The organism is Prevotella aff. ruminicola Tc2-24, assembly GCF_900110895.1.
Classification (GTDB): domain Bacteria; phylum Bacteroidota; class Bacteroidia; order Bacteroidales; family Bacteroidaceae; genus Prevotella.
Map to the genome: position 1 here is coordinate 291380 of NZ_FOIQ01000003.1, position 23733 is coordinate 315112.

The following is a 23733-nucleotide window of genomic DNA, read 5'->3' on the forward strand; positions in this document are numbered from 1 at the left end:
ATGATTCCCATTCTGAATAGAACACATCAGACAAGATGGATCCTTCCTCTTTGTCTCCTTGCCTTCTCACCCATATCCGCCCAGACCAGTACCAGTTATTATAGGCCTGGCGTAACGACCGAGGGGGCTGTCTATTTCCTACCCAAGACAGCCGTTAAGGTTACCGTACAGGTTGAGAAAGCGACTTATACCCCAGGAGAACTATGCAGATACTCTGAGCGCTATCTGCGCATCAAGGACGTGTCACCTGAGTCGTCTGTCAGCTACCGTATCACCGCCATCCGTCAGGAGGCCGTGGCCGTAGCCGACACCACCAAACGCTATGCCGTGAAATTCGATGCCCGCACGTCAGCCTGTAACGTGGTCCTGTCCGACGACGGCATCCTACGGGCCATCAATACCGAGGAAAAAGTCACAGGCAACAGACCGGCAGATGGTCAACAGATAAAGACCAGCGGTCAGAAGCCACTCCCCTCCCCTCATCAATACCTCAGCGAGGAGATGCTTGCCGCAGGCAGCACAGCTAAGATGGCAGAGCTGATAGCCCAGGACATCTATGAGATCAGGGAGAGCCGCAACCTACTTGTGCGTGGACAGGCCGACTACATGCCGAAAGACGGAGAGCAGTTGCGACTGATGCTCAGTCAACTGGAGTTGCACGACCGTGTCCTGACAAGTATGTTCACCGGAACGACCGTCAAGGATACTGCCGAGTATTGCTTCACGGTCATCCCCGACAAGACCATCTCGCGAGACATCCTTTTCCGTTTTTCCCAGAAGCTCGGACTGGTTGACAGCGACGATCTATCCGGAGCGCCCTATTACATCAGCATCGAAGACCTCGGTACCGCTCCAAAGCCGGAGCCCGTCGACCCGAAAAAGAACGCGAAGCCCGTGCCAGGCATCTATGTGAATATCCCTGGTCGTCTGCGCGCCACAGTTGCCGACATGGAGAAGACGTTTGTTACCGACGAGTTCCCTGCCGGACAGTTCGGTAACGTGGAACTGCTGAGCGGTGCGCTCTTCAACAAACGTTATACGACCCACCTCCTGCTCCATCCTATCTCTGGAGCCGTGGAGAAGCTCGAGGCAGAGCAACCTAAGTGATAATCCTTACACCCCATAAAAAGCTCCGGATACTTGAAGCATCCGGAGCTTTTAATATATGCGTTCTATCAAGAATGCTGATTAGCCGAGCTTGCCATCAGAACCGAGCACATTCACGATCTTGTGGATGTACATCTTCTTCATGTTCTCACGAGCGGGCTTCAGATACTGGCGAGGATCGAAGTGATCGGGATGCTCAGCCAAATACTGACGGATAGCAGCGGTCATAGCCAGACGAGAGTCTGAGTCGATGTTGATCTTGCAGACAGCGCTCTTAGAAGCCTGACGGAGCTGCTCCTCGGGGATACCTACAGCGTCGGGCAGGTTACCACCGAACTTGTTGATGGTATCAACCTCGTCCTGAGGAACTGAAGAAGAACCATGGAGCACGATGGGGAATCCAGGAAGCTTTTTCTCAATCTCAGCCAGCACATCGAATGCGAGTGGCGGGGGAACGAGCTTACCAGTCTTCGGGTCACGTGTGCACTGCTCGGGCTTGAACTTGTAAGCACCGTGAGAGGTACCGATAGAGATAGCGAGAGAGTCGCAACCTGTACGGGTAGCGAAGTCGATAACCTCCTCAGGCTTGGTGTAGTGAGACTCCTCAGCCACAACCTCGTCCTCAACACCGGCGAGCACACCGAGCTCAGCCTCAACAGTCACGTCGTACTTGTGAGCATAGTCAACAACCTTCTTGGTCAGAGCGATGTTGTCCTCATAAGGCAGTGAAGAACCGTCGATCATCACGCTTGAGAAGCCCATGTCGATACAGTCCTTGCAGAGCTCGAAGCTATCACCATGGTCGAGGTGAAGCACGATCTCGGGCTTTTCGCAACCCAGCTCCTTAGCGTAAGCCACAGCACCCTCAGCCATGTAGCGGAGGATCGTAGCGTTGGCATAGTTACGGGCACCCTTGGAAACCTGCATGATCACAGGTGACTTTGTCTCAACGGCAGCCTGAACGATAGCCTGCATCTGCTCCATTGTGTTGAAGTTGAAAGCAGGGATAGCATAGCCACCAGCTACTGCCTTCTTGAACATCTCGCGCGTATTAACGAGACCTAAATCCTTGTAGTTTACCATAATCGTATAATTAAATTTAGAAAAAATCTCTTATTTTCGAGCGCAAAGTTACGAAATAATTCATAATCAGGTATTCATAATCCGCAATTATTTTCCCTTTTTGCTTCCTTTTTTCTAATTCTTTACACGCATGGAGCAGGACGACAGAGTATTTGCAAAACACACTTTGCATTCTTCGTCATCAAAAATGCACTATACCAGCGTATGTTGGTCAAAATAAGCCTGTACTTCTTCCTTATAATTGTCGGAAACCGGTATATAGACATCACCGAAGACGATACGGAAGCGGTCCACCTGAGGCGTCTCGGTCATGTGCACGATAAACGACCTGTGCGTACGCAGGAACTCCGGTTTGGGAAGATACTCATCCAACTTCTTCATGCTCATCAGAGACATCACCTTGTCACCGTTCCTCATATAGAATCTGACATAATCCTTCAGGCCCTCGATATAGAGGATATCATCGAGCAGGATACGCTGAAGCTTGTAGTCGCTCTTCACAAACATAAAACGGTCGCGACGGTACACATCCTGTTTCTTCGAAGCAGAGAACCAGGCCAGAGCCTTGTCCGTCGACTTGAGGAAGTCCTCATACGAGATGGGTTTCAACAGATAGTCCAGTGCGTTCACCTTATAGCCCTCAATGGCATACTGTGGAAAGGCTGTCGTGAAGATAATCTTCGTATCCTTGGGGAGGATCTTTGCGAACTCAATGCCGCTCAGCTCCGGCATTTGGATGTCGAGGAACAGCAGATTCACGGCATCGTCACGCAGGTCTTTCATCGCCTGGATGGCACTGTTATAAGTACCCTTGAGACTCAGATACGGGGTCTTGGCGACATAGCTCTCCAGCAGTCCGGCGGCCAGGGGCTCGTCATCGATAATGGCACAAGTAATAATCATATTTCTATTCTGATTTTTGATGAGTAAATAGTCCCGTCGGCATTCACCCCCTTCTCCCAGGTGTACCGATGAGGATAAGCAAGATCCAGACGGCGCTGTACCTGGTTCAGTCCGATACCATGACCACTGCGATCCTGATGGTTTTTAGGAAAGTTTGAATTTTCTATGTTGCAGATCACGACATCCCTGATACCACGATTTCCCTGATACTCGACGTCTGTCGTAATGCTGATATGCACAAAGCTCGGCTTGGTGGGACTGATGCCATGCTTGAAGGCATTCTCCACGAGAGAGATAAATATCAGGGGAACAATCTGCAGATCATTCTTCGCCCCTTTCTTGTCGAACTGTACATCAACGGTCTCTGGCAGTCGTATCTTCATCAGACTGACATAGTTCTCCAGGAACTGTATCTCGTCGCCGAGCGACACCATCTCTTCCTGATTGTCGTAGAGCATGTGACGCAACATCTTCGACAACTGTTGGATAGCCTCCTGTGCCCTTTTCTGGTCAAAAGCCGTCAGCGCATAGATATTATTCAATGTGTTCAGCAGGAAATGAGGATTGATCTGTGAGCGCAGGTTCTTCAACTCCGCCTCAGCCCGCACCGCGTCAGCCTCCAGCATCGCGTCCTCGTTTTGCTGCCAACGCATGGCAAGCACGAAAGCGGTGGCACACGCAGCGAAGATGGACAGGTTGGTGATATCACGTACGATATACAACATCGATTCGACCAACGAGTATTGCCGGGTTGGCGGTACGCTTGTAAACAGCAGATGGGCATGACATATCCAGTAATGGAGGAAGAAGCCAAGACACACCACCATGATAAAGTTGATGAGCAGATGATACCGATGCTTACCCGCCACGAAGTACTTTGGCGTCAGCCATAGGAAATTAATATAAAACACCAGCATCGGGAGCAACGATGTCATACAGTTGACCAGATACTTGGGTAGTGTCACACCAGGGCCTCGCATAATCGCCAATGGCGAAAGGAACATCATTACCCAGAACGATACATGCAGGAAGATTTTCAGTTTCTTATTCATATACATATCTTTCTCTCTCGAGATGCAAAAATAAACTATTTGCCAGTAATCGCCAAACGAAATCAATAAAATATGTCAGTTAATAGATAACAATCATCAATTCATCGACAATTCATCCGAGTGTTAAATTCCTGCAAACCGTCCTTCACATGCCTCTTTTGGACCGAAAGGACAAGCCTTCGGCGTAATTCGTCGAAAAAATCCCCGAAAGTCGTCGAAATCCATTTTGAGCCAAACGACAATCACATTACCTTTGCCATCGCAAACCAGCCACGGCAGCAACCGAAGGCTGGTCAAGACATAAAAAAACGATTAAATAAATAAGAATATGAAACAGTTAAAAGCATTTTTTGCAGCAGTAGTGATGATGACCATGTCATCGACAGTGATGGCCCAGACCACCGTCAAGGGCGTGTTAATGGATGAGACCCTGGGCGAGAGCGAGCCTTTCGCCACCGTCCGCGTGTTCAAGGCAGGTAAAAAGGACAAGCCCGTGGCCATGTTCCTCACCAAGGAGGACGGTCAGTTCTCTCAGGAGGTGAAGGGCAAGGGTAATTTCGATATCGTGTTCAGCAGTGTCGGCAAGGAAGACCTGAAGAAAAGTGTTACCCTTGAGAACAGCGGTGACCTGGATCTCGGTACCTTATATATGAAAGAGAACGCCACGATGCTGAAGGGTGTAGAGGTCATCGCCCAGAAGCCACTGGTGAAGATGGATGTCGACAAGATGAGCTATAACGTGGCAGAAGACGAGGACTCGAAGTCGAACACCGTCCTCGACATGCTCCGCAAGGTGCCCATGGTGACGGTCGACGGTCAGGACAACATCTCCGTCAACGGTAGTTCCTCCTTTAAGGTATATGTCGACGGCATGCCCAATGCCATGTTCTCGTCGAACCCCTCGATGGTGTTCAAGAGCATGCCCGCCACGGCCGTGAAGAATATTGAGGTGCTCACCAACCCCGGTGCGAAGTATGATGCCGAAGGAGCTACGGGCGTTCTGAATATCGTGATGAACAAGATGGACCCGCAGGCCGCCCAAAGCATGAACGGCTACAACGGAACCATCCGCCTCAACGGCGGCAACAGGCAGTTGGGTGCCAGTGCTTTCCTGAGCGGACAGCAGGGTAAGCTTTCCTACAGCACCAACGTGATGACCTCTTATGTCACGCCCGGCAATACCACCACGGAGACGAGACAGATCCAGGATAACGGGGCCTCTCAGATACAGACCACCGAGAACGACGTGAAAGTACCGGTCACCATGGGAAGTCTGACACTGGGCTACCAGATCGACGACAAAAGTGTACTGAACCTCACAGCTCAAGTGAACACCCTGACCATGAAGAGCAAGGGCACGGCCCTGACCTTAATGGGCGGCTATGGCAATGACTTCAGCTTCGGCGGTACCACCGACATGAAGAACTCACGCGCCTCATTCAGCGGCAGCCTCGACTACCAGCATTTCTTCAACAAGGAGCACACCCAGTCGTTGGCCCTCACCTACCAGTTGGACTACAGTCCTGCCACCACGGAGATGACCTATAACTTCGGTACTACCTCCGAGTTCATCGACCTGACGAACCGTTATTCGAACAACGAGGACAAGACCACCAACCACATCTTCCAGGTCGACTACACCATGCCTCTCGGCACAGGACAGACCCTGAGCTTCGGCAGTAAGCTGCAGTTCCACGACGCCACCTCCGATGCCAAGTACTACCTGAAGGATGTCTATGACCCCAGCTCCAGCTCTGAGTACGAGTACAAGAACACCATCCTCGCAGGCTACGGCGAGTACGCCACCAACTTCAACAAGATCGGCTTCAAGGCAGGTCTCCGCTATGAGCACACCTGGCAGGATGTGGCATACCACCTCGGCAATGGCGAGAACTTCAAGAAGGACTACGGATGCCTCGTTCCCACAACCAGTCTGCAGTATAACCTCGGTATGGGCAGCAACCTCGGTCTGACCTATAACATGCGTATCTCTCGCCCGGGTATCACCTACCTGAACCCATACGTCGACAAGACCGACCCCATCGCCCTGACCTACGGTAATCCGGAGCTCGACGTGGAGAAGAACCATAACATCTCATTGGTCTACAATATGTTCACCGCCAAGCTGATGATCAACCTGAATCTGCACCACAACTTTGTAGACAACGCCATCTCACAGTACAGCTTCTACGACACGAACAACCTGCTCAACAACACCTACGGCAATGTCGTGAAGCGCCACCAGACAGGTCTGAGCGGTTACGTGAACTACCTGCTGGCCAAAGACACCCGAATCTTCTTCAACGGCGGTCTGAACTACACCGACCTGCGCAGCGACGCACTCACCCAGAGCAACAACGGTTGGACGGCCAATGCCATGGTCGGCTTACAGCAGACGCTCCCCTTGGATATCAAGCTGAGTCTGTTCGCCATCACCTCTACCAAGAGCTACACCCTGCAGGGCTGGACCGGCGGATTCAACCTGCTCTCTACAAGTCTGTCGAAGTCGCTGCTGAAAGACAAACTCAACCTGAGTGTCAGCGGCAGTCTGGGTCTCAACAAGAACGGCAATATCAACATCGATAGCGAGAGCCGTGGCAAGAACTTCACCAGCTACACCATTGCCAAAGTGCCCATCTCCGGTGTGACCTTCACTGTGAGCTACACCTTCGGCAACTCAAAGATGCGCGCCAACCAGCATGTCAACCGTGTACAGGACGACTTCATCGAGCAGCAGTCTCAGGGTGAGCTCCTCAACAGCGTCGGCGGCGGTAGCACCACAGGCAACGGCACCACGACAATGCCATAATAACAGATATACCACATCCCACATTCTCTCCTGCATTCGAGATAATGCAGGAGAGATTTGGTTGTTTAAGAATAAATAGCTATATTTGCAGTCGTATGAAGAGAATAAGCAAAAAAGACCTCTGGTTGTTTCTGGCACAAGTGGTGGTATGGGGCATCGTCATCCTCGCGTTGCCTTTGGCTTCCCTGCTCAGCACGCACGATCTCGCATCGTCCAAACCATCGTTTTTCATGGCATGGGGATTGTTCCACGGTCCTCTCATCGTCTACTTCGCCAACTTCTACATCTTCGGCCCTTACCTGTTCTTCCGTCGTAAGTTCTGGTGGTTCGCCCTGTGTAACATCCTATTGATCGTCGCGATCAACAACCGGTTCTTCGTTGGCTATGCCATGGTCAAGGAGCGCGTGCCAGAAATAGCGCCCGGGCTACCGCAGGATGCAGCATGGAGCGCCTTCCTCATGAGTATCCTCATCACCTTATTGATGGACATCGCCATCGGTGCCATCGCCATCGGCATCCGTCACTTCATCCGCACCAATCAGATCCGGCAGCAGTTGCGCGACGAGAAGGCGAAGAACACCGAGGCCGAGCTGGCTTGGTTGAAGAACCAGATCAATCCGCACTTCCTCTTCAACACGCTGAACAACATCTCCAGTCTGACGCAGATCGACCCCGACGCGGCCCAGGATGCCATCGCCCAGTTGAGCGACCTGCTGCGCTACGCCATGTACGAGACCAACAAGAAGACCGTACCCATCCAGGGCGAGGTGGAGTTCATGCGCAACTATATCTGTCTGATGAAGCTACGCTGCAACGAGAAGACCGAGGTGACCACCTCGTTCGATATCCAGCAGGACACGGAGATCGCCCCCCTGCTCTTCATCTCTCTTATCGAGAACGCCTTCAAACACGGGGTCAGCAGCAGCCGTCCCTCGAAGATCGACATCCGTCTGCTTCAGGAGGGCAACCAGCTCATCTTCAACTGCGACAACACCAACTACCCCAAAGACGATGCCGACCGCAGCGGCTCTGGCATCGGATTGGAGAACACCCGTCGCCGACTGGAGCTCATGTATGCCGGCCACTACCAATGGGAGCAGTCGCTTCATGACGACATCTATCATGTCAAGATTACATTAAAGATATCATGAAACTAAGTTGTATGATTGTCGACGACGAGCCACTGGCCGTCAAGCTGCTGGAGTCGTTTGTTGCCAAGACCCCCGACCTAGAGCTGCTCGGTAGCTTCACCGACTCCGTCGAGGCCATCAACGCCATCAAGGAACGGAAGCCCCAGTTGCTCTTCCTCGATATCCAGATGCCCGACCTCAACGGCATGGAGCTGGCCCACATGCTGCCCGAAGGCACCCGTATCATCTTCACCACCGCCTTCAAGGAATATGCCTTTGAGAGCTACGAGGTCTTTGCGCTCGACTTCCTGCTGAAGCCCATCCGCTACAACAAGTTCATCGCCGCCGTGGAGAAAGCCAGGGAGTGGTATCTCACACGATCGACACAAAGGGCCGAAGAGCCCGGCGAGACCAGTACCCCGCAGGTATCCCTCTCCTTAGGGGAGGTCGGAAGAGGCACCCTCTTCCTGAAGGTCGACGGAGAATACCGTCAGATAGCCCTCGACAAGATCCTCTACGTCAGCGGTCTGAAAGACTATGTGATGTTCTACCTCGATGGCGATCGCAAGCCGCTCATCACCCACCTTACCATGAAGTCGGTCGAGGAGATGCTGCCCCCGTCACGTTTCATGCGTGTCCACCGTTCCTACATCGTAGCCCTCGACAAGATCCGCAGCGTCGACCGCAACGATTGCATCTACATCGGCGACGAGATTATCCGCGTCACCGACGCCTTCCGCAACACCTTCAACCAGTACCTCCAGGCCCGTCTCTTCGACAAGCGTCCCAACGATCCAGCATAATACATACCAAAGATTATCCGCAGCCTTGCCGTGAGCAAAGCTGCGGATAATGATTAGGCTCGGATATCACAGATAAACTTCTTCGCCATTAAGCTTTACAAGAATTTTGTCTCTTGACAATCCTTGTTTATAAGTTTTATCTATTAGGCTATCTCCCAGGAATGTCAGATAACAATTATCGGGCTCATATATTCTAAGAACTTGACTCTCTTGCTTTCTTGATTCTTCATATTCTTTTGGAAACAGTATTTTCGCATACCTTAAATAGACCGTTTCTGAAAGTTTGCAAAATCTTTTTTCTAGCTGAACCATATAACTATTTACATGTGAGAACACCACGTGATGCCCATTTACCCTACATAGATCAAAAGGAACCTCATACTTAATTTCATACATCTGACATATAGGGTATATAACATACCGATAAATGCTATCGTTAATGTCTATTGAGCATACCACCGCATACACAGAGTCTCCTTGTTCTACGACTTTCTTATTATCCTTATATAGAAAGTCCTGATATTCTGTAATAGCTTCTACCAGATCCTTGTTATTGATCTCGATAGGATACTCAAGTTCTGCGTCTTTGCTATCCGAAGACGTGCAGGACGAGAATAACAATACTATAAATAACGATATATAAACTTTCTGCATAACTTATTAAAACTCTTTTTCAAATATAATTCCCATACCGTTTGCTGTGTTATTTATCGATAAGACTTCTTATCTACTCGAACAAGCTCCTCGTTCCATACGGCCTCGAATTCTTCTTTGCTGATATATTCGGCGTGCATATGCTCGATGTAATCATTTATTCCCCCATAAACATCAGTCCAATACCCATAATTCCTGTCATCAGGGTCTTTAACAATAACCCTTCCATAAGTGTCTCTTCCTACTTCACGGCAAACTCCATCATTTTCACACGTCTCATCGTATTCGATATACCATGTTTCGACTAAGTGGTATGATTGCCTAAAATCCGGATTCTCTTCTGGGATAATAATCCTTATTAACTTTATCAGAAGCTTTACGAAGAAAGAATACTCTGGGATAGGACCAAGATTATAATTGAATTTTAAATATTTCATATGACTTCATTTTACCACACAAAAAAAGTTTATTAGCAACCCCATGCGACATATGGTTGATATCGAGGGCAAATATAGCCAAAGCGTCCCAACGATCCAGCATAATAATTCCTATTTCACATCCATACTTTCTAATCCGACATAGATCAGAACACCAATAATCTTCTCTGGGAGGCTATCTCTTGAGAGATTGTACTGCTTGGCATAATCTTCGGCATCTACAGGAATGATCATATCCACGCTCATCATCTCTCCGACACACAAATGATATCTCTGCAGAATCCCTTCCAAATCGCTTTTGAGAGAAGTGCGATACAAAGCAGAGTCAACAGCTGAATGGTTAAACAGATTCTCTTTCGTCAGTTGGCGACTAACAGCAATGGCAATGTCAGGAAGGTTGTCCAACATAAGAATTTCCATAGAACCAACACGAGAAATATCAATATCATTCCTTGCCTCTTTTAAACATTCTCCGAACTGTTGGAGGAACTCTTGGTAAGTAGAGACCTTATACTTCCCTCCGCTCTTCTTTCTCCATTGCTGAAAGTGCTTTATGTCTTGGTTAAAATCGACACTCAGTTGGAGACGATCTCCGCTCCATCGCTTAAAAGAGAAAGAAGCAGCCATGGTGTCATTATCAACAGACACGAAATATTCACGCCATTGTTTAAAACCTGTCGAAAGAACGTCTTCCTTATGCACCACATAATGCCTGTCACCTGTACAACAGACTATCATGAGTGGCATAAAAAAGGCACATAATAAAGTGATATAATTATTCTTCATAAATTTACCATACTTATGTTTTGATTTCTTTTCTTGACTGGTATATACAAAGTAATGATTAGGTTCAGCGATCACAGATAGACTTCCTCACCATTAAGCTTTACTGGGATTTTTTCTCTTGGCATGCCACGTTTGATTGTTTTATCTATCAAACTGTCTCCAAGGAATGTCAGATAAATATTATCAGGCTCATCTAGGTCTAACCACTTCCCTTTATTATTCTCTTCATATTCCTTTGGGAAGAGTATCTTTGAATATTTGACGTATGCCGTATCCGAAAGTATGCTAAACCTATTTTCTAATCGAACCTTCATAGACAAAATCGCATGTGAGAATATCACATGATGACCATTTACCCTGCACAGATCAAAAGGAGCAACAATCGGGAGTACCAACATGCCACGCACAGGGGCTAGATAATAACGATATATACTATCATTAACGTCTCTTGACCATACTCCCACATAGACTGAGTCACCACGCTCTATGTCTGCCTTTCTATCCTTATATAGAAAGTCCTGATATTCTGTAATAGCTTCTACCAGATCCTTGTTATTTATCTCGATAGGATATTCAAGTTCTGCATCTTTGCTATCCGAAGACGTGCAGCACGAGAATAACAATACTATAAATAATGATATATAAACTTTCTGCATAACTTATTAGAACTCTTTTTCAAATATAATTCCCATACCGTTTGCTGTGTTATTTATCGATAAGACTTCTTATCTACTTTTACAAGTTCTTCGTTCCATACGGCCTCGAACTCTTCCTTGCTGATATACTCGGCATGCATTTGCTTGATATAGTCATTGAGTCCCATATTCGTGTCGCTCCAGAAACCAGAATTCCTTTCATCCGGGTCTTTGACGATAATCCTTCCGTATGCGTCTCTTCCTACTTCACGATAAGCTCCGTCTTGTTCATCTATCTCATCATACTCTATATACCATGTTTCTACCAAAGAATACAATTCCCCAAAATCCGGATCTTCCCAAAAAAAGATAATTCTTAAGAACTTTGAGAGAACCCTTTCAAAAAAGGATTCATCTAATACTGAACCAATATTATATTTAAACTTTAAATATTTCATATTACTTCTTTTTAACACACAAAGATAGTCTATTTGCAATCCCGTGCGATATATGGTTGATATCGAGGGCAAATATAGGCAATTTGTTTGAAACGGCCAAATCTGTGAGATAAATTGTGAGGGGCGGTTCTCCCTTCGACAAGCTCAGGGACCGCAGTGGGGTGCTCAGAGAGCGGGGGGCGGTTCTCCCTTCGACAGGCTCAGGGACCGCTGGGGGATTGTAGGCTTAGGGGCCGTAGATGGTGAGCGGTCCTTGAGCACCCTACCGTGGTCCCTGAGCCTGTCGAAGGGACTTACGAAGAGCCTGTGGTGATATATCTTTACAAATGGGCGCTCATAACTCGCGTGGTGGGCAGGAACATGGGAATGTGGGGCGTAGACGCGAGTTTTGAACCGTTTTGATAATCAACTGATAATAAGGCGATTACACCCATGCAAGAAAGGGTCGGGATTTTACAGTCATGGAGATAGGGCCTATGAGTCGTGGAGATAGGGTTTACGAGTGAAAGGGATTATCTCTATACCCTATAAGAGATTATCTCCTTCTCTCGTAGATGCCATTCCTTACCGTCGTGGAGACTATCTCTTTGACTGTTAGAAGGCACCCCTACCCCAAGTAGCCCACTTCTCTACACCGGACAGGTCGAAAGTGCACCTAAACAGGGCAAGAAGGGGACTAAAGAGCCCCCTTGGTTTTTCTAGTTTGTGACTTCAGACGAGTGCTTTTTTAGTCACTTTTTTAGGACAAAAGCACGTCACGGGAAGAGTGGTTACTTGGTGACACCCTCCACGGTGTAACCGGCGGTGCGGAGCAGGTGCAAGACACCCTGCTCGCCATACAGATGGGCGGCGCCGACGGCAAAGAGCGTCGGTTTCTCTGCCATGATGGCGGGCATCTTCGTCAGCCAGTCGGCATTACGTTTGTCAAGGATCTCCGCATCCTCTTCCGGCGTGTTGTCGCAGCTGTTGTTCAGCTTCGCCTCCATCGCCTTCTGGATGGCGTCAAGGTCCTGAGCAAAGAAAGCATGGACAACGTTCTCGGCCATCTCGTCCATGAAGTCGGCATGATCGACCTGACACATCAGCAGCTCCTTCTGCCGCTCGAGCGTCTGTCCCTGGAAGAGCGTCTTGATCTGGAAGGCCACCGTCTCCAGTCCGCCCACGCCCTTACCCTGAGCCCGGGCCTCCTTCTGGAAGTAGTCGTCGAAGGTGTTCTGCAGGTTAATGCTACCACTCTTCTTCATATAAGAGAGCGCCGACAGGGTCGTGCTCAGGGCCGACGGTGTCATCCTGTTCATCTGCTGAGCTATCAGCGGGTTGGTCATGTCGAGGCCAAGCAACTGTTTCATATAGGCGTTCAGGCGTCCCATCTCGTCAGCATCCAACAGTTTGTCGAGTGCCATACCCTCGGGCAGCAGCATCGCCAGCTGAATCTGCGCCAGACTGTCGGAACCAAGCAGGTCGGCCATCACCAGTTCGCCGTACACCTGCTGGCAGTCGGCCATGACCTGACGGATGCCAGGGATGGAGTCGACGAACGACACGGGGGCCAGATGATAGGTGCCCACGATATAAGAGGGTGCGGTCAGTCCACGACCAGAGATCTTGTACAGGATCTGGGCCTGTGCGCTCATGAGTGCCACCATGAGCGTAAGTGTGAAGATGAATCTTTTCATTATTGATAATATGGTTAAGTTATTGAATCATTCCCAACTGCTTGATGCGGCGCTCGAAGCTCTCGCGGTTGTCGAGGGCACCGTTCTTGATGCGCGCCCGATAGTTATAGATCGTGTTCACGCTGTAGTGCAGGAACTCCGCGATCTTCGAGGAGTCCTCGATACCCAGACGGATCAAGGCGAAGATACGGATCTCCGTCGTCAGCCGGTTCTCCTCTTTCGGACGCACCTGCATGTCGGGCTGCAGCAGGGCATTGAAGTCGTTGACAAAGTTCGGGAAGAGATGCAGGAACACGGAGTCGAAGTTCTGATAGAGCTCCTCCAGCTCATGCTCCTTCAGCTCGGTCGACTTCGAGAGGCGGAACAGCTCGTCGAGCTCCTTGTTCTTCATCTTCTTGTTGACCATCTTCCGATAGTCGTCGATCTTATCGATATACTGTGAGCAGAGACTCATGAAGCGTCCGATATACTCCTCCTTCACACGGTTGCTCTCGGAGAGCTGGGAGTTCAGCATCGACAGCTCACTGTTCAGTGCCGACAACTCATCCGTCTGGGCGGCCAACTGCTGATTGGCCGACGCCAGCTCGTCGTTCGAACCCTTCAGCGCCTTACGGGCGGCATCCAGCTGACGGTTACGGCGATGGAGGAACAAGAGCACGCCGAGCAGCAGCAACGCCAGCACACTGATGCCCACCAGGGCCATGCGCAACTGAGACGTGGTACGCTCGCTCTGACTCTTATAGTTCTTCGCGATGGTAGTAAGCAACGGAGCTATCTGCCAGTTACGCTGTCGCGACCCATACCTGTTGGCACAGTCGCTGGTAAAGCTGATATAACTCGAGGCCTTGTCGATATCGCCATTCAGCATCAACTCATTGGCCAGTTCCCACATCGACCCCTGATCCATGGCGGCATGCCTGATATCAGCCAACACCGACTCCACCAGCCAATGCATCATCTGCACACTATCGCCCTGAATCTTGTATTCGATATAACGATAGAGAGCCACCAAGGCATAAGGGTGTGAGCCCGGCTCTACCGTTTTCAGCCACTCGTCGTTGATACGCATGGCCTCTTCCAGCCTACCCTCGCCCTGAGCGCGCTGCTCCCTGCGCAGGAAACACGACTCACTGGTCGGTGGCAGGGTAGCCATCATCAACTGCTCATAATGATAAGCCTTCTCCAGATAGTTCTGGTGCATATAGTCCAGATGAGTATAATAAGCCAGTTCGCTATACACGTTGTTGTAAGCCTCGTAATAGGTGCCCAGTGCCAAGGTGTCGACGTTCAGGTTCTTGACAGAGTCAAGGATGCTCAGTGCTTCGTCGTACATACCGATGTTCGAACAACGGATAGCCAACTGCGAGCGACATTTAACAGCCGACGACACATCGCCCATGCCATCGGCCAGTGCGATACACTGACGGAGAAAGTACATGGCAGAATCACTCACGAAAGGCTTGTAAAGCTCGTACAGCTTATAGTTACATTGATACTTCCCTTTCGCTGAGGTCTCATACGCCAGTTCCCGTCGGGCCACGCCGATCTTCTGTTCATGAGCCGCCACATAGTCGGCAGAGTGGGCAATGGCCTCGTCTACCGCCTTGCAATAAGACGTCAGGTCATGATGGCGAGCCGCAGAGCCGACACCCACGACCGTCAGCAGCACCGAGAGCAACAGTATCTTCTTCATTGTTTCTACTTTACGTGGGACAAAGATACGAATAAGCGAGAGAAAAACCAAATTTATTTGGATTTTTCCGAGCGTGAGTATCTTCGTGCTCGCAGAGCACAGAGATACGAAAAGTTGAGAGAGTTTATAACAAAAGAGACATCTCTCGAGACGGAGTATCTTCGCGATTAGAATCGCAGAGGTACGAATAAGCGAGAGAAAAAGAAGTCCGGGAAAGCATTCTTTCCCAGACTTCCTCTTGTCAACTCCTAAAAACAATCTTCCAATTACCAACTTCTATCAATATATGCATTCTAAATTCATCATTCCAATCTGAATATATACTTGGCAGGCAAGCGGTCGGAGGCAGAGCCTACGAGAGCCTCAAACTCACCCGGCTCGGCCTTCCAAGCCTGGGTATCCTCATCATAGAAACTCAGGGCGTCACGACCTATCGTAAGCTTCACATCAGTGGTCTCGCCCGGCTGGAGGAACACCTTCTGGAAGGCCTTCAACTCCTTCACGGGTCGGTCGACCGAGGCTTTCTTGTCTGCGATATAGAGCTGGACGGTCTCGCTGCCAGCCCGGCGACCGGTATTGGTGACACTCACGGTGAAGGTGATCTGCTCATCAGCGGTGAGACGCTGTCTGTCGGCGGTGAGCTTACCAAACTTAAACGTGGTATAGCTCAGGCCATGACCGAAGGCGAAGAGCGGACGCACCTTCTGCTTGTCGGTCCAACGATACCCCACATAGACACCCTCCTTGTACGTCTCGTCGATTACCTGATGGTCGTCGCGCCACGTACCAGGATAGGTGTTCAAGGCATGAGCACCACAGTCCTCCAGACGCTGATACCAGGTGAAGGGCAGTTTGCCGGAAGGGTTCACGTCGCCCATCAGCACAGACGCCAGAGCCTCACCGGCCTCGGAACCGATAAACCAGCCCTGCACGACGGCAGGCACCTTGTTGAGCCAAGGCATGGCGACAGCATTGCCAGAGATGTTGACATAGACGATGTGCTTGTTGACTGCGAGGAGCGCCTCGAGGAGCTCATCCTGTCCGTAAGGCAGACCATACTGCCGACGGTCGTGTCCCTCACTGTCCTGATAGTCGCTCTTGTTAAGTCCACCGAAGAAGATGACCACATCGGCCTCCTTGGCCTTGACCACAGCCTCAGTCCTCAGTTCCTCGGCCGAACGAGCCTCATAGAGCGAGCGCCCCACGGTCACACCATCGTAGCTCTGGATGGTGTCACCGACATAGCCACGGGCGTAGGAACATTGAGCTTTGAACTTTGAGCATCTGGCCTGAATGGCATCAAGGGGGAGAATCTCACGCTGAACCTTCAACGAGGAAGAGCCTCCGCCGACCGTCATCATCTTGATGGCGTTCTCGCCGACCACGAGGATACGTTTCTTCTTTGAGAGATCAAGAGGTAGTAGCGGAGCGGTCTCCCTTTTCCCCCCAGCCTTGGCCACTCTTCCATTCTTCAACAGTACGATACCCTCCTGGGCAATCCTCAGGGCTGCGTCGTAATGACTCTCCGAGCAGAGGAAACCAAACGGTTTCTCGCGCCTCATCGTCGTACGATAGAACAGGCGGAGCACACGGCGCACCTTCTCGTCGAGCTCTTTCGTGGTGTATCTACCCTCACGGATGGCCTGCTTATAGGCTTCGGCCAGATGATAACTATCGTAGGCATTGGTGCGCCCCATGGTCAGTCCGTCGGTCCAGGTTCCGAACTCAAGATCGAGCCCATTGGTGACGGCCTCGTCGGTATCGTGACAACCACCCCAGTCGCTGATGACCACACCGTCGAAGCCCCAGTCTTGTTTCAGTATCTTGTTGAGCAGGATGCTATTATGACAATTGTGTTGGTTCCGATAGAGGTTATAGGCACCCATGATGGCCCATGCCCCACCCTCTGTCACCGCTGCCTTGAAGGCAGGCAGGTAGATCTCGTGGAGAGCACGGTCGCTCACGACGACATTCACCTGATGGCGATACTCCTCATCGTTGTTCAGGGCATAGTGCTTCACACAGGCGGCCACGCCCTTCGACTGGAGGCCCTGCACATAGGGCACCACCATACGGGAGGCGAGCAGGGGGTCCTCACCCATATATTCGAAGTTACGTCCGCCGAGAGGCGTACGATAGATATTGACACCCGGACCGAGGATGACACTCTTCTTACGATAGAGGGCCTCCTCACCGAGGCTCTCGCCATAGAGACGGGCCATCTGAGGGTTCCATGTGGCCGCCAGACAGGTCAGCGCAGGAAAGGCTACGCACGAGTCGTTGGTCTGTCCGGCCTGCACCCATTCATCCCAAAGCACATCTGGGCGCACGCCATGAGGACCGTCATCAGTCCAGAGGTCAGGGAAGCCCAGGCGCTTCACACCAGGACTGGAGAACTTAGACTGTGCATGGATCACGGCGATCTTCTCGTCGAGCGTCATCCGGGCCAGGGCATCCTCAATGCGCTGCTCCACAGGCTTCGACTCGTCGAGATAGACAGGCACAGACTGTGCCTCGCCTAAAGAGGAATGGCCGATAAGGATTGTGCAACCGACCAGAATTCTCCTGTATGTCTTACTAATCATATTATCCTAACTTTTATTTCTTGGTTCTTAACTTCTGTCACTCCTTCATCCCCATCGTTCGGATATAATCCGTCTGAGGATGGCAGTTCTCAATGCGACAGTTCTCGGCGAACTGCATGAGCAGTTCACGGAAACGAGTCTGGTCGGGACGTGCCTCTCGCCATTCTTGATAGGTATTGCGCGAAGTCTCAGCGTATCTGACGACGATGCTATCCCACCCGTCAGGGCGCTGGATACCCATCATACATGAGTTGTCCACCTTCTTATAGGGCCAGAAGGTATAGCCGATGTTCACCTCCTTAAGCACATGCACGAAGTCACTCTGCCACTCCATGGTATTATGCCCGAACTCACCCATATACATGGGGCGGTTGACCGAGTCGCGGAAGTGGATATAATGAGCGATGGCCTCCTTGGTGGCCGGTCCTCCGTAACGATGACAGGTATACATCAGCTTGTCGTCGTAACTGGTATCGTCGAGCATCCAGAAGAAACTGTTCCAGTGTGCGCCACCCAACAAGATGATATGATTCTTATCAACCTCCCGGATAGCCTTCACACAACGCTTGTAGAGAGGCTGCAACAAAGTATAGAGAGAATCCTTGTTGGCGAAATAATGTGCGATGGGCTCGTTCATGAGCTCATATCCGAGGATCGTGGGTTCGTCCTTATAGCGCCCGGCAATCTCGCACCAGATGTCACAGAACAGTTGCTGACTCTTCTCACTCTCGAACAGCCAAGGATAGCCATGCCCGTCGTCGATATTATCACCCGTCTGTCCACCGGGACAGTCGTGCATGTCGAGGATCAGATACAGATTGTTGGCCTTGCACCAGCTGACCACCGAATCAATGCGCTCATAACCATCCTTCTCACCCGTCTGTCCCATATAGTCCTCGTCGGTGAAGAGCTTATAGTTGAACGGCAGCCGAATGGTATTTGCGCCCTGACTGGCGATGAAATTGATATCAGCACGGGTCACGTAGTTATCCTTGAATCGCTGCCAGAACGCTGCCGTGAAGTCTGGTCCCACAGCCTCCTTGAACATCAAGTCTATCATCCAGGCCGAGTTGGTGCGACTAAACCCGAACATATAGCCTTCAGGATTGAGCCAGTTACCCAGGTTTGTACCCTGAATAAAGAGCTTTTCGCCATTAGGTTTGATCAGGTCATGCCCTTTTATGGTTACAAATCCCGCATCGCCTTTCTGTCCGCTGCCAGCAGTACAAGCAGCAAGCAGAAGCACGATGAGGTATAAGAAAGACTTTTTCATCATCAATTACTTCTTTTGGAATACACGCACATAGTCTACTTCCATGGTGGCAGGCAGGGCACCCTCGTCAACGCCTTGAGCACCGCCCCAGTCGCCACCCCACGCCAGATTGAGGATCACATAGAAAGGCTCATCATAGGGCCAATCGTCTCTACCCAGTCCTCGGTTGTCGTAGCTGAGCTGAACCTTACCATCCACATAGGTGGTGATATTATTGGCCGTCCAGAGGATCGCATAAGTATGGAACTCACCCTCGGCACCTGCACACTTCATCTCGTGGGTAACCTGCGTGTTGTTCGAATGCACATGTGCATTGGCATGCAGGCTCGACGATACGTAGTCGGGGTGATAGCCCACCTCTTCCATGATATCAATCTCACCATCGGCAGGCCATGAGCGGAAATTCACAGGCATCATCCAGAAGGCAGGCCATGTGCCTTTGCCCTTTGGCAGTTTGATGCTAGCCTCAATATAACCGTAGGTCCAGCCCTGCTTCACCTTGGCATACACACGTCCGGAGTAAACCTTACCATTCTCCTTCAGAGCCGTGATGCGCAGGGTTCCGTTCTTGACCTGAGTCACCAGCGCGCCGTCAGGAGTCTTGTGATTCACGTAGTTCTGCATTTCATGGTTCACCCATCCCGAGTTCTTCACCTCATGGGTCCAATCGTCGGCATTCAGTTCCGACCCCGTCTCGAACTCATCCTGCCATACCAGTGTATAACCATCGGGGGCATGATAAGCCGGCTTCTCTGCAGCGGCCTGTGTAATACGGATGCTCTTTCGGGCGACACCCGACATGATGACAACGTTACCTGCACGCTCCGTGGTATTGGGGTTCTCGGGCACGATGACTGATACCGTACCCATCTGACTTGACGAGTTCTGGGCAGATACCTTCATGAAGTCACCTTCTGCATAGGCACCCCATTCCTGGCCGGTGGTGGTCACGCTGATGGTATAAGAGCCCCCAGTTGCAGGTGCACTGATGGACTCCACCGAAGTGGTGATTGACGGAGCAACGGGCTCCGGTTCATCGCCACCCCCACCGCAGCCCCAAAGGGCCACGGTGAGTGAGAGCAATAGCGTGTTAAGCATGCAACGTTTCATTAATTATTCTGTTATTGAGCTTCTATAAGCGTAATCTTACTTATCTTGATGTTGGTGCCTGCGGGCGAACCTCCGAAGTCGAAGAACAGTCGGACGGCATCGGCATCCTTGCCCTCTTTCAGAGTAGCACCCTTCAGAACGAACTCGAACGGTTTGCCGCCTTGGATATCGTGACGACCCTCACAGAAGAAGTTGGTATCGCCAGCATCGGTCAGTTTGATGGTTACGCCAGGACAATCATCGTCGGCCTCAACGACCATCTTAAAGTGATATGCCTTAGCAGCTGATGCCGTGAGCTTGGTATCGATATGAAACTGACCTTGCCACTGACTGCCACCCATGCCCTCAGGCAGTGTGATCTCGTAAGTGTCGCCGCTGTGCTTTGCCACAGGCTGTGTGGGCAGTGCTGTCCAACTGTCGTCGGCGAACCAATAGCCGAACTCACTGCCTACGGTTCCTTCGTCAACACCCTTCCACAGGTTGTTGGCATCATCGTAATTGATGATAACGTCCTCCTCGAAGTAAATCTTACTGATCTTGATGTGAGTACCAGCAGGTGCACCACCAAAGTCGAAGAACAGTCGGATGGCATCGGCATCCTTGCCTTCCTTCAGGGTCACGCCCTCGCGCTTCAGCACGAATGGCACGTCGGCCTTTACGTCGTTACGCTCCTCGATGAAGAAGTTGCTATCGCCAGCGTCGGTCAGTTTGAAGGTTACACCCGGGCAATCGCTGTCGGCCTCCATCACCAGATAGAAGTTGTAGGCTTTGGCTGCGCTTGCCGTGAGCTTGGTGTCGATATGGAACTGACCCTGCCACTGACTACCGCCTGTTCCCTCAGGGATGGTGAGTTCGTAAACATCGCCGTTGTGGGTTGCCTCAGGCTGCGTGGGCAGTGCTGTCCAACTGTCGTCGGCAAACCAGTAGCCGAAGGCCTCGAACAGTGTACCGTCGTCAACGCTCTTCCACAGGTTCGCACCACTGGCATAATCCCAGTCGGCACTTGGGGTGTCGTTATTATCAGGCTCATCCTCGCCGTTGGTCAGGACAAAGCGCCAGGCTATACTACGGTCGGGGGCGTCGTAAACCAATATCATCTTCTTAGCCGTCAACTCCTCGATACGGAACTTAGGATTCTCGTACTGAGCATCGCCAGAGATATACGGGAATAGTGTGTTGGCGGCCAACTGGATATAAGTCTGCTTGGTAACGTTACCTTCGGCATCCTCCCAGTCGTACACCTCGAAGCTCCATGTTGAAGTCTGGTTGCCCAGAGCAACGTCGATATCGGCATCGGCACCTGCGCCCCACTTGGTACCCACGTTTACATAGGTCATACCGTCCTCGCCAGCACTGTAGGTATAAGAACCGCCCTTGCGAGTATCGGCGGTGAAGGTGATGCGGTCGTCGTAGACACCGAAGTCCTTCTTATCGTCGGGCTGAGCACTCCACCAGCCAGCACCGTCGGTTCCGGCAGGACCACAACCCATGTGAGCCACCTCGCGGTTGGCGATGCGCCACTCCTTACCACACAGACGTTTGAAGTCGGCGCTATAGTCGATCTTGGTCTCATTGAAAGTGAAAGACTTAGACACGACGCCCTGACTGAAGCCATTGCGGTTACCCAGCTTCAGGTCGATAGTATAAGAACCAGCCTCAGGATTCTGATAACCGACCTCCTGCAAGGTAGAATATGTGGTGCCATTTATGATCCACACAGGGTATGTACCAGGCTGCGGTGTATATGTGGCAATCATCTGGTTGGTCTCCTGATCAACGTTGATGCTAAAGTCGACATCGCTTACTGACGGAATACCATTGGGGTCTGCGCCGTCGAAGCTTTCGGGCGAGCAGGCAGTCATCATCACACCTGTCAACAGAACTCCTATTGAATATATAAACAGATTCTTCATAATCTTTTTGCTATTTCAAATTTCTATTCTTTAATTCTTCCATTCTTCAACTATTAATAGTTGTTCTGAACAAGTGTGTTATCAGCATCGAGCTCACTCTGTGACAGAGGAATGTACTTCTTGCTGGGTGTCCATGAGTTCGTGCGATAGCCATAGCTGTCGGGCACAAGTATCGTTGATGCCTTCTGTGTGGCGCCGCTGATACCCTCGGCACGTACCAGGTCGAAATAACGCTTACCCTCACCGCAGAACTCCAGGTGACGCTCGGTCAGGATGTCATCGATGGTGACACTACTCAGGTTGCTCAGACCTGCACGAGCACGTACCTCGTTGACATAACCTGCAGCCTCGGCAGCACTGCCACCAGTCTGCAACAGTAGCTCGGCGGCGTTCAGCAAGGTCTCTGCATAGCGATAGATACGTTTGTTGTTGTTATAGTTCAGGTTCTTCGATGCAGGGCAGTCCTGATTATTAGCGCTCTGCGGACGATACTTACCATGCCAGATGTGCGTATCCTGATAACGCTCTGCGTAGGTGTAGCTACGTACGTCCCAACAGGTCACGTCACGGCGCTTGTCGTTCTCGGCATACATGTTGTAAGCCTCAAGTCGCATGGGCAGGAATCCCCAGCCGTCGTTACCAGTATCCCAACCGTCACCGCCAGCCCAACCGTTGGGCGAGCAAAGCGTTGGGAACACGGTACCACCTGCGTGCAACGGAGTGCCCCAGTCGCGCTGACCGTTATCATCCTCATAGTTGATCTCGAAGATGCTCTCGGCACACCACTCACCACTCTCATCAAACAGATCCTTGAAGTCGGGGTTCAGCTGATACTGAGAGTCGCTGATAATCTGCTTCATGTAGTTCAGGGCAGTAGGATAGCGGGCTGAGTCGTTCTGGTACATCACCATCTCAGCATACAGCATGTAGGCCATTGCCTGTGACACGCGACCGCTCTCGGCCACATCCCAGCGCATGGGCAGTATGTCCGATGCGATAATAGCCTCCAGCTCAGGCATCAGTTGGGCATAGATCTCATCGGCCTTCATCTGCGGAGCCGTATATGGCTCACTCAGGTTCTCAAGATAGAAGGGCACATTGCCATAGTAATGCCACAAGATATTATAATAGTAGACACGCAACAGTCGGGCCTGCATCTCATACGACTGGCGGTTCTTTCTGTCACCACCACCCCAGGAACAGTACTTGATCACGTCGTTACAACGCTTGACACCACTATAGAAATCACCCCAGAGGGTTCCCAGTGTGTTGTTGCCGTCGCCCTCAAAGTTGAAGAGCTTATGCCAGTGCTGGTTGTCACTGATGCTGGCGCCACCTACCCAGAAGTCATCGCCCATGATCTCAGCATCACAAGTCAGGTCGTTATAGGCACTGCCATCCCAGTCGGGCCAGTGCAGAGGGGCATAGGCCGAAGTACAAGCCTCGCTCAGATGCTCGTCGGTCATATAATATTCCTCCAGAGGCTCTCCGGTAGGATTCGTCACCTCCAGGAAATCGTCGCTACAAGCGGTCAGCGCTACTGCTACCACTCCAGCGCACATCACTTTATATATCTTCGTATTCATAATACTTCTTTTAATGTATTTCAACTTTAAATCCTTCAAT

Annotated in this window: 19 protein-coding genes; 4 read left to right on the forward strand and 15 right to left on the reverse strand. The window is 50.9% G+C overall.

Annotated elements, in window-relative coordinates:
• A complete protein-coding gene (locus tag BMY63_RS07545; RefSeq protein ID WP_091915759.1) occupies nt 1–1107 on the forward strand; it encodes a DUF4831 family protein in 1107 nt (368 codons plus the stop codon).
• Nucleotides 1108–1188: 81 nt separating this feature from the next.
• Here BMY63_RS07545 and BMY63_RS07550 read toward each other — a convergent pair whose 3' ends face one another.
• From BMY63_RS07550 to BMY63_RS07560, 3 genes are all read right to left on the reverse strand, one after another.
• The gene (locus BMY63_RS07550; RefSeq protein ID WP_091902402.1) at nt 1189–2190 is read right to left on the reverse strand and encodes a class II fructose-bisphosphate aldolase; all 1002 of its coding nucleotides are present in this window, start codon (nt 2188–2190) and stop codon (nt 1189–1191) included.
• A gap of 192 nt (nt 2191–2382) precedes the next feature.
• Nucleotides 2383–3093 carry a LytR/AlgR family response regulator transcription factor gene (locus tag BMY63_RS07555; protein ID WP_091902399.1) on the reverse strand — a complete coding sequence of 237 codons (711 nt, stop codon included), beginning with the start codon at nt 3091–3093 and terminating at the stop codon, nt 2383–2385.
• Nucleotides 3090–4151, reverse strand: a complete 1062-nt coding sequence (locus BMY63_RS07560; RefSeq protein WP_256218971.1) for a sensor histidine kinase — start codon at nt 4149–4151, stop codon at nt 3090–3092. The genes BMY63_RS07555 and BMY63_RS07560 overlap by 4 nt, the downstream gene beginning before the upstream one ends.
• A 322-nt stretch (nt 4152–4473) precedes the next feature.
• On the opposite strand from BMY63_RS07560, the gene BMY63_RS07565 reads away from it, so the two are divergent.
• The 3 genes from BMY63_RS07565 (at nt 4474) to BMY63_RS07575 (ending at nt 8887) form a co-directional block, all read left to right on the forward strand.
• Nucleotides 4474–6954, forward strand: a complete 2481-nt coding sequence (locus BMY63_RS07565) for a TonB-dependent receptor (protein ID WP_091915761.1) — start codon at nt 4474–4476, stop codon at nt 6952–6954.
• A gap of 95 nt (nt 6955–7049) precedes the next feature.
• A complete protein-coding gene (locus BMY63_RS07570; protein WP_177178405.1) occupies nt 7050–8105 on the forward strand; it encodes a sensor histidine kinase in 1056 nt (351 codons plus the stop codon).
• The gene (locus BMY63_RS07575) at nt 8102–8887 is read left to right on the forward strand and encodes a LytR/AlgR family response regulator transcription factor (protein ID WP_091915766.1); all 786 of its coding nucleotides are present in this window, start codon (nt 8102–8104) and stop codon (nt 8885–8887) included. Before BMY63_RS07570 ends, BMY63_RS07575 begins: the two co-directional genes overlap by 4 nt.
• 66 nt (nt 8888–8953) lie before the next feature.
• Here the strand turns inward: BMY63_RS07575 and BMY63_RS07580 are convergent, their stop codons facing one another.
• The 12 genes from BMY63_RS07580 to BMY63_RS07635 form a co-directional block, all read right to left on the reverse strand.
• The gene (locus BMY63_RS07580; protein WP_091915768.1) at nt 8954–9541 is read right to left on the reverse strand and encodes a hypothetical protein; all 588 of its coding nucleotides are present in this window, start codon (nt 9539–9541) and stop codon (nt 8954–8956) included.
• Between the two features lie 53 nt (nt 9542–9594).
• The gene (locus BMY63_RS07585; protein WP_091902072.1) at nt 9595–9978 is read right to left on the reverse strand and encodes a hypothetical protein; all 384 of its coding nucleotides are present in this window, start codon (nt 9976–9978) and stop codon (nt 9595–9597) included.
• A 111-nt stretch (nt 9979–10089) separates the two neighbouring features.
• Entirely contained in the window at nt 10090–10764 is a 675-nt protein-coding gene (locus BMY63_RS07590) for a hypothetical protein (RefSeq protein WP_143065753.1), read from the reverse strand.
• A gap of 71 nt (nt 10765–10835) precedes the next feature.
• A complete protein-coding gene (locus BMY63_RS07595; RefSeq protein WP_091915772.1) occupies nt 10836–11420 on the reverse strand; it encodes a hypothetical protein in 585 nt (194 codons plus the stop codon).
• A 53-nt stretch (nt 11421–11473) separates the two neighbouring features.
• Nucleotides 11474–11857 carry a hypothetical protein gene (locus tag BMY63_RS07600; protein ID WP_091915774.1) on the reverse strand — a complete coding sequence of 128 codons (384 nt, stop codon included), beginning with the start codon at nt 11855–11857 and terminating at the stop codon, nt 11474–11476.
• Between the two features lie 770 nt (nt 11858–12627).
• Nucleotides 12628–13533, reverse strand: coding sequence for a TraB/GumN family protein (locus tag BMY63_RS07605; protein WP_091915776.1), 906 nt, complete (start codon nt 13531–13533; stop codon nt 12628–12630).
• A gap of 19 nt (nt 13534–13552) precedes the next feature.
• Complete coding sequence (locus BMY63_RS07610; RefSeq protein WP_091915778.1) at nt 13553–15226, reverse strand: DUF6377 domain-containing protein; 1674 nt, start codon at nt 15224–15226, stop codon at nt 13553–13555.
• A 302-nt stretch (nt 15227–15528) separates the two neighbouring features.
• Nucleotides 15529–17811: a glycoside hydrolase family 3 C-terminal domain-containing protein gene (locus tag BMY63_RS07615; RefSeq protein WP_091915780.1), complete on the reverse strand. Its 2283-nt coding sequence runs from the start codon at nt 17809–17811 to the stop codon at nt 15529–15531.
• Between the two features lie 37 nt (nt 17812–17848).
• Nucleotides 17849–19084, reverse strand: coding sequence for a glycoside hydrolase family 5 protein (locus BMY63_RS07620; RefSeq protein ID WP_091915882.1), 1236 nt, complete (start codon nt 19082–19084; stop codon nt 17849–17851).
• A gap of 6 nt (nt 19085–19090) precedes the next feature.
• Nucleotides 19091–20194 (reverse strand): family 16 glycosylhydrolase, encoded by a 1104-nt coding sequence (locus BMY63_RS07625; RefSeq protein WP_256218972.1) that lies wholly within the window; start codon nt 20192–20194, stop codon nt 19091–19093.
• An 11-nt stretch (nt 20195–20205) separates the two neighbouring features.
• Complete coding sequence (locus BMY63_RS07630; protein WP_091915784.1) at nt 20206–22107, reverse strand: hypothetical protein; 1902 nt, start codon at nt 22105–22107, stop codon at nt 20206–20208.
• 53 nt (nt 22108–22160) lie between these two features.
• Nucleotides 22161–23693 carry a RagB/SusD family nutrient uptake outer membrane protein gene (locus BMY63_RS07635; RefSeq protein ID WP_091902260.1) on the reverse strand — a complete coding sequence of 511 codons (1533 nt, stop codon included), beginning with the start codon at nt 23691–23693 and terminating at the stop codon, nt 22161–22163.
• Nucleotides 23694–23733 lie beyond the last annotated feature (40 nt).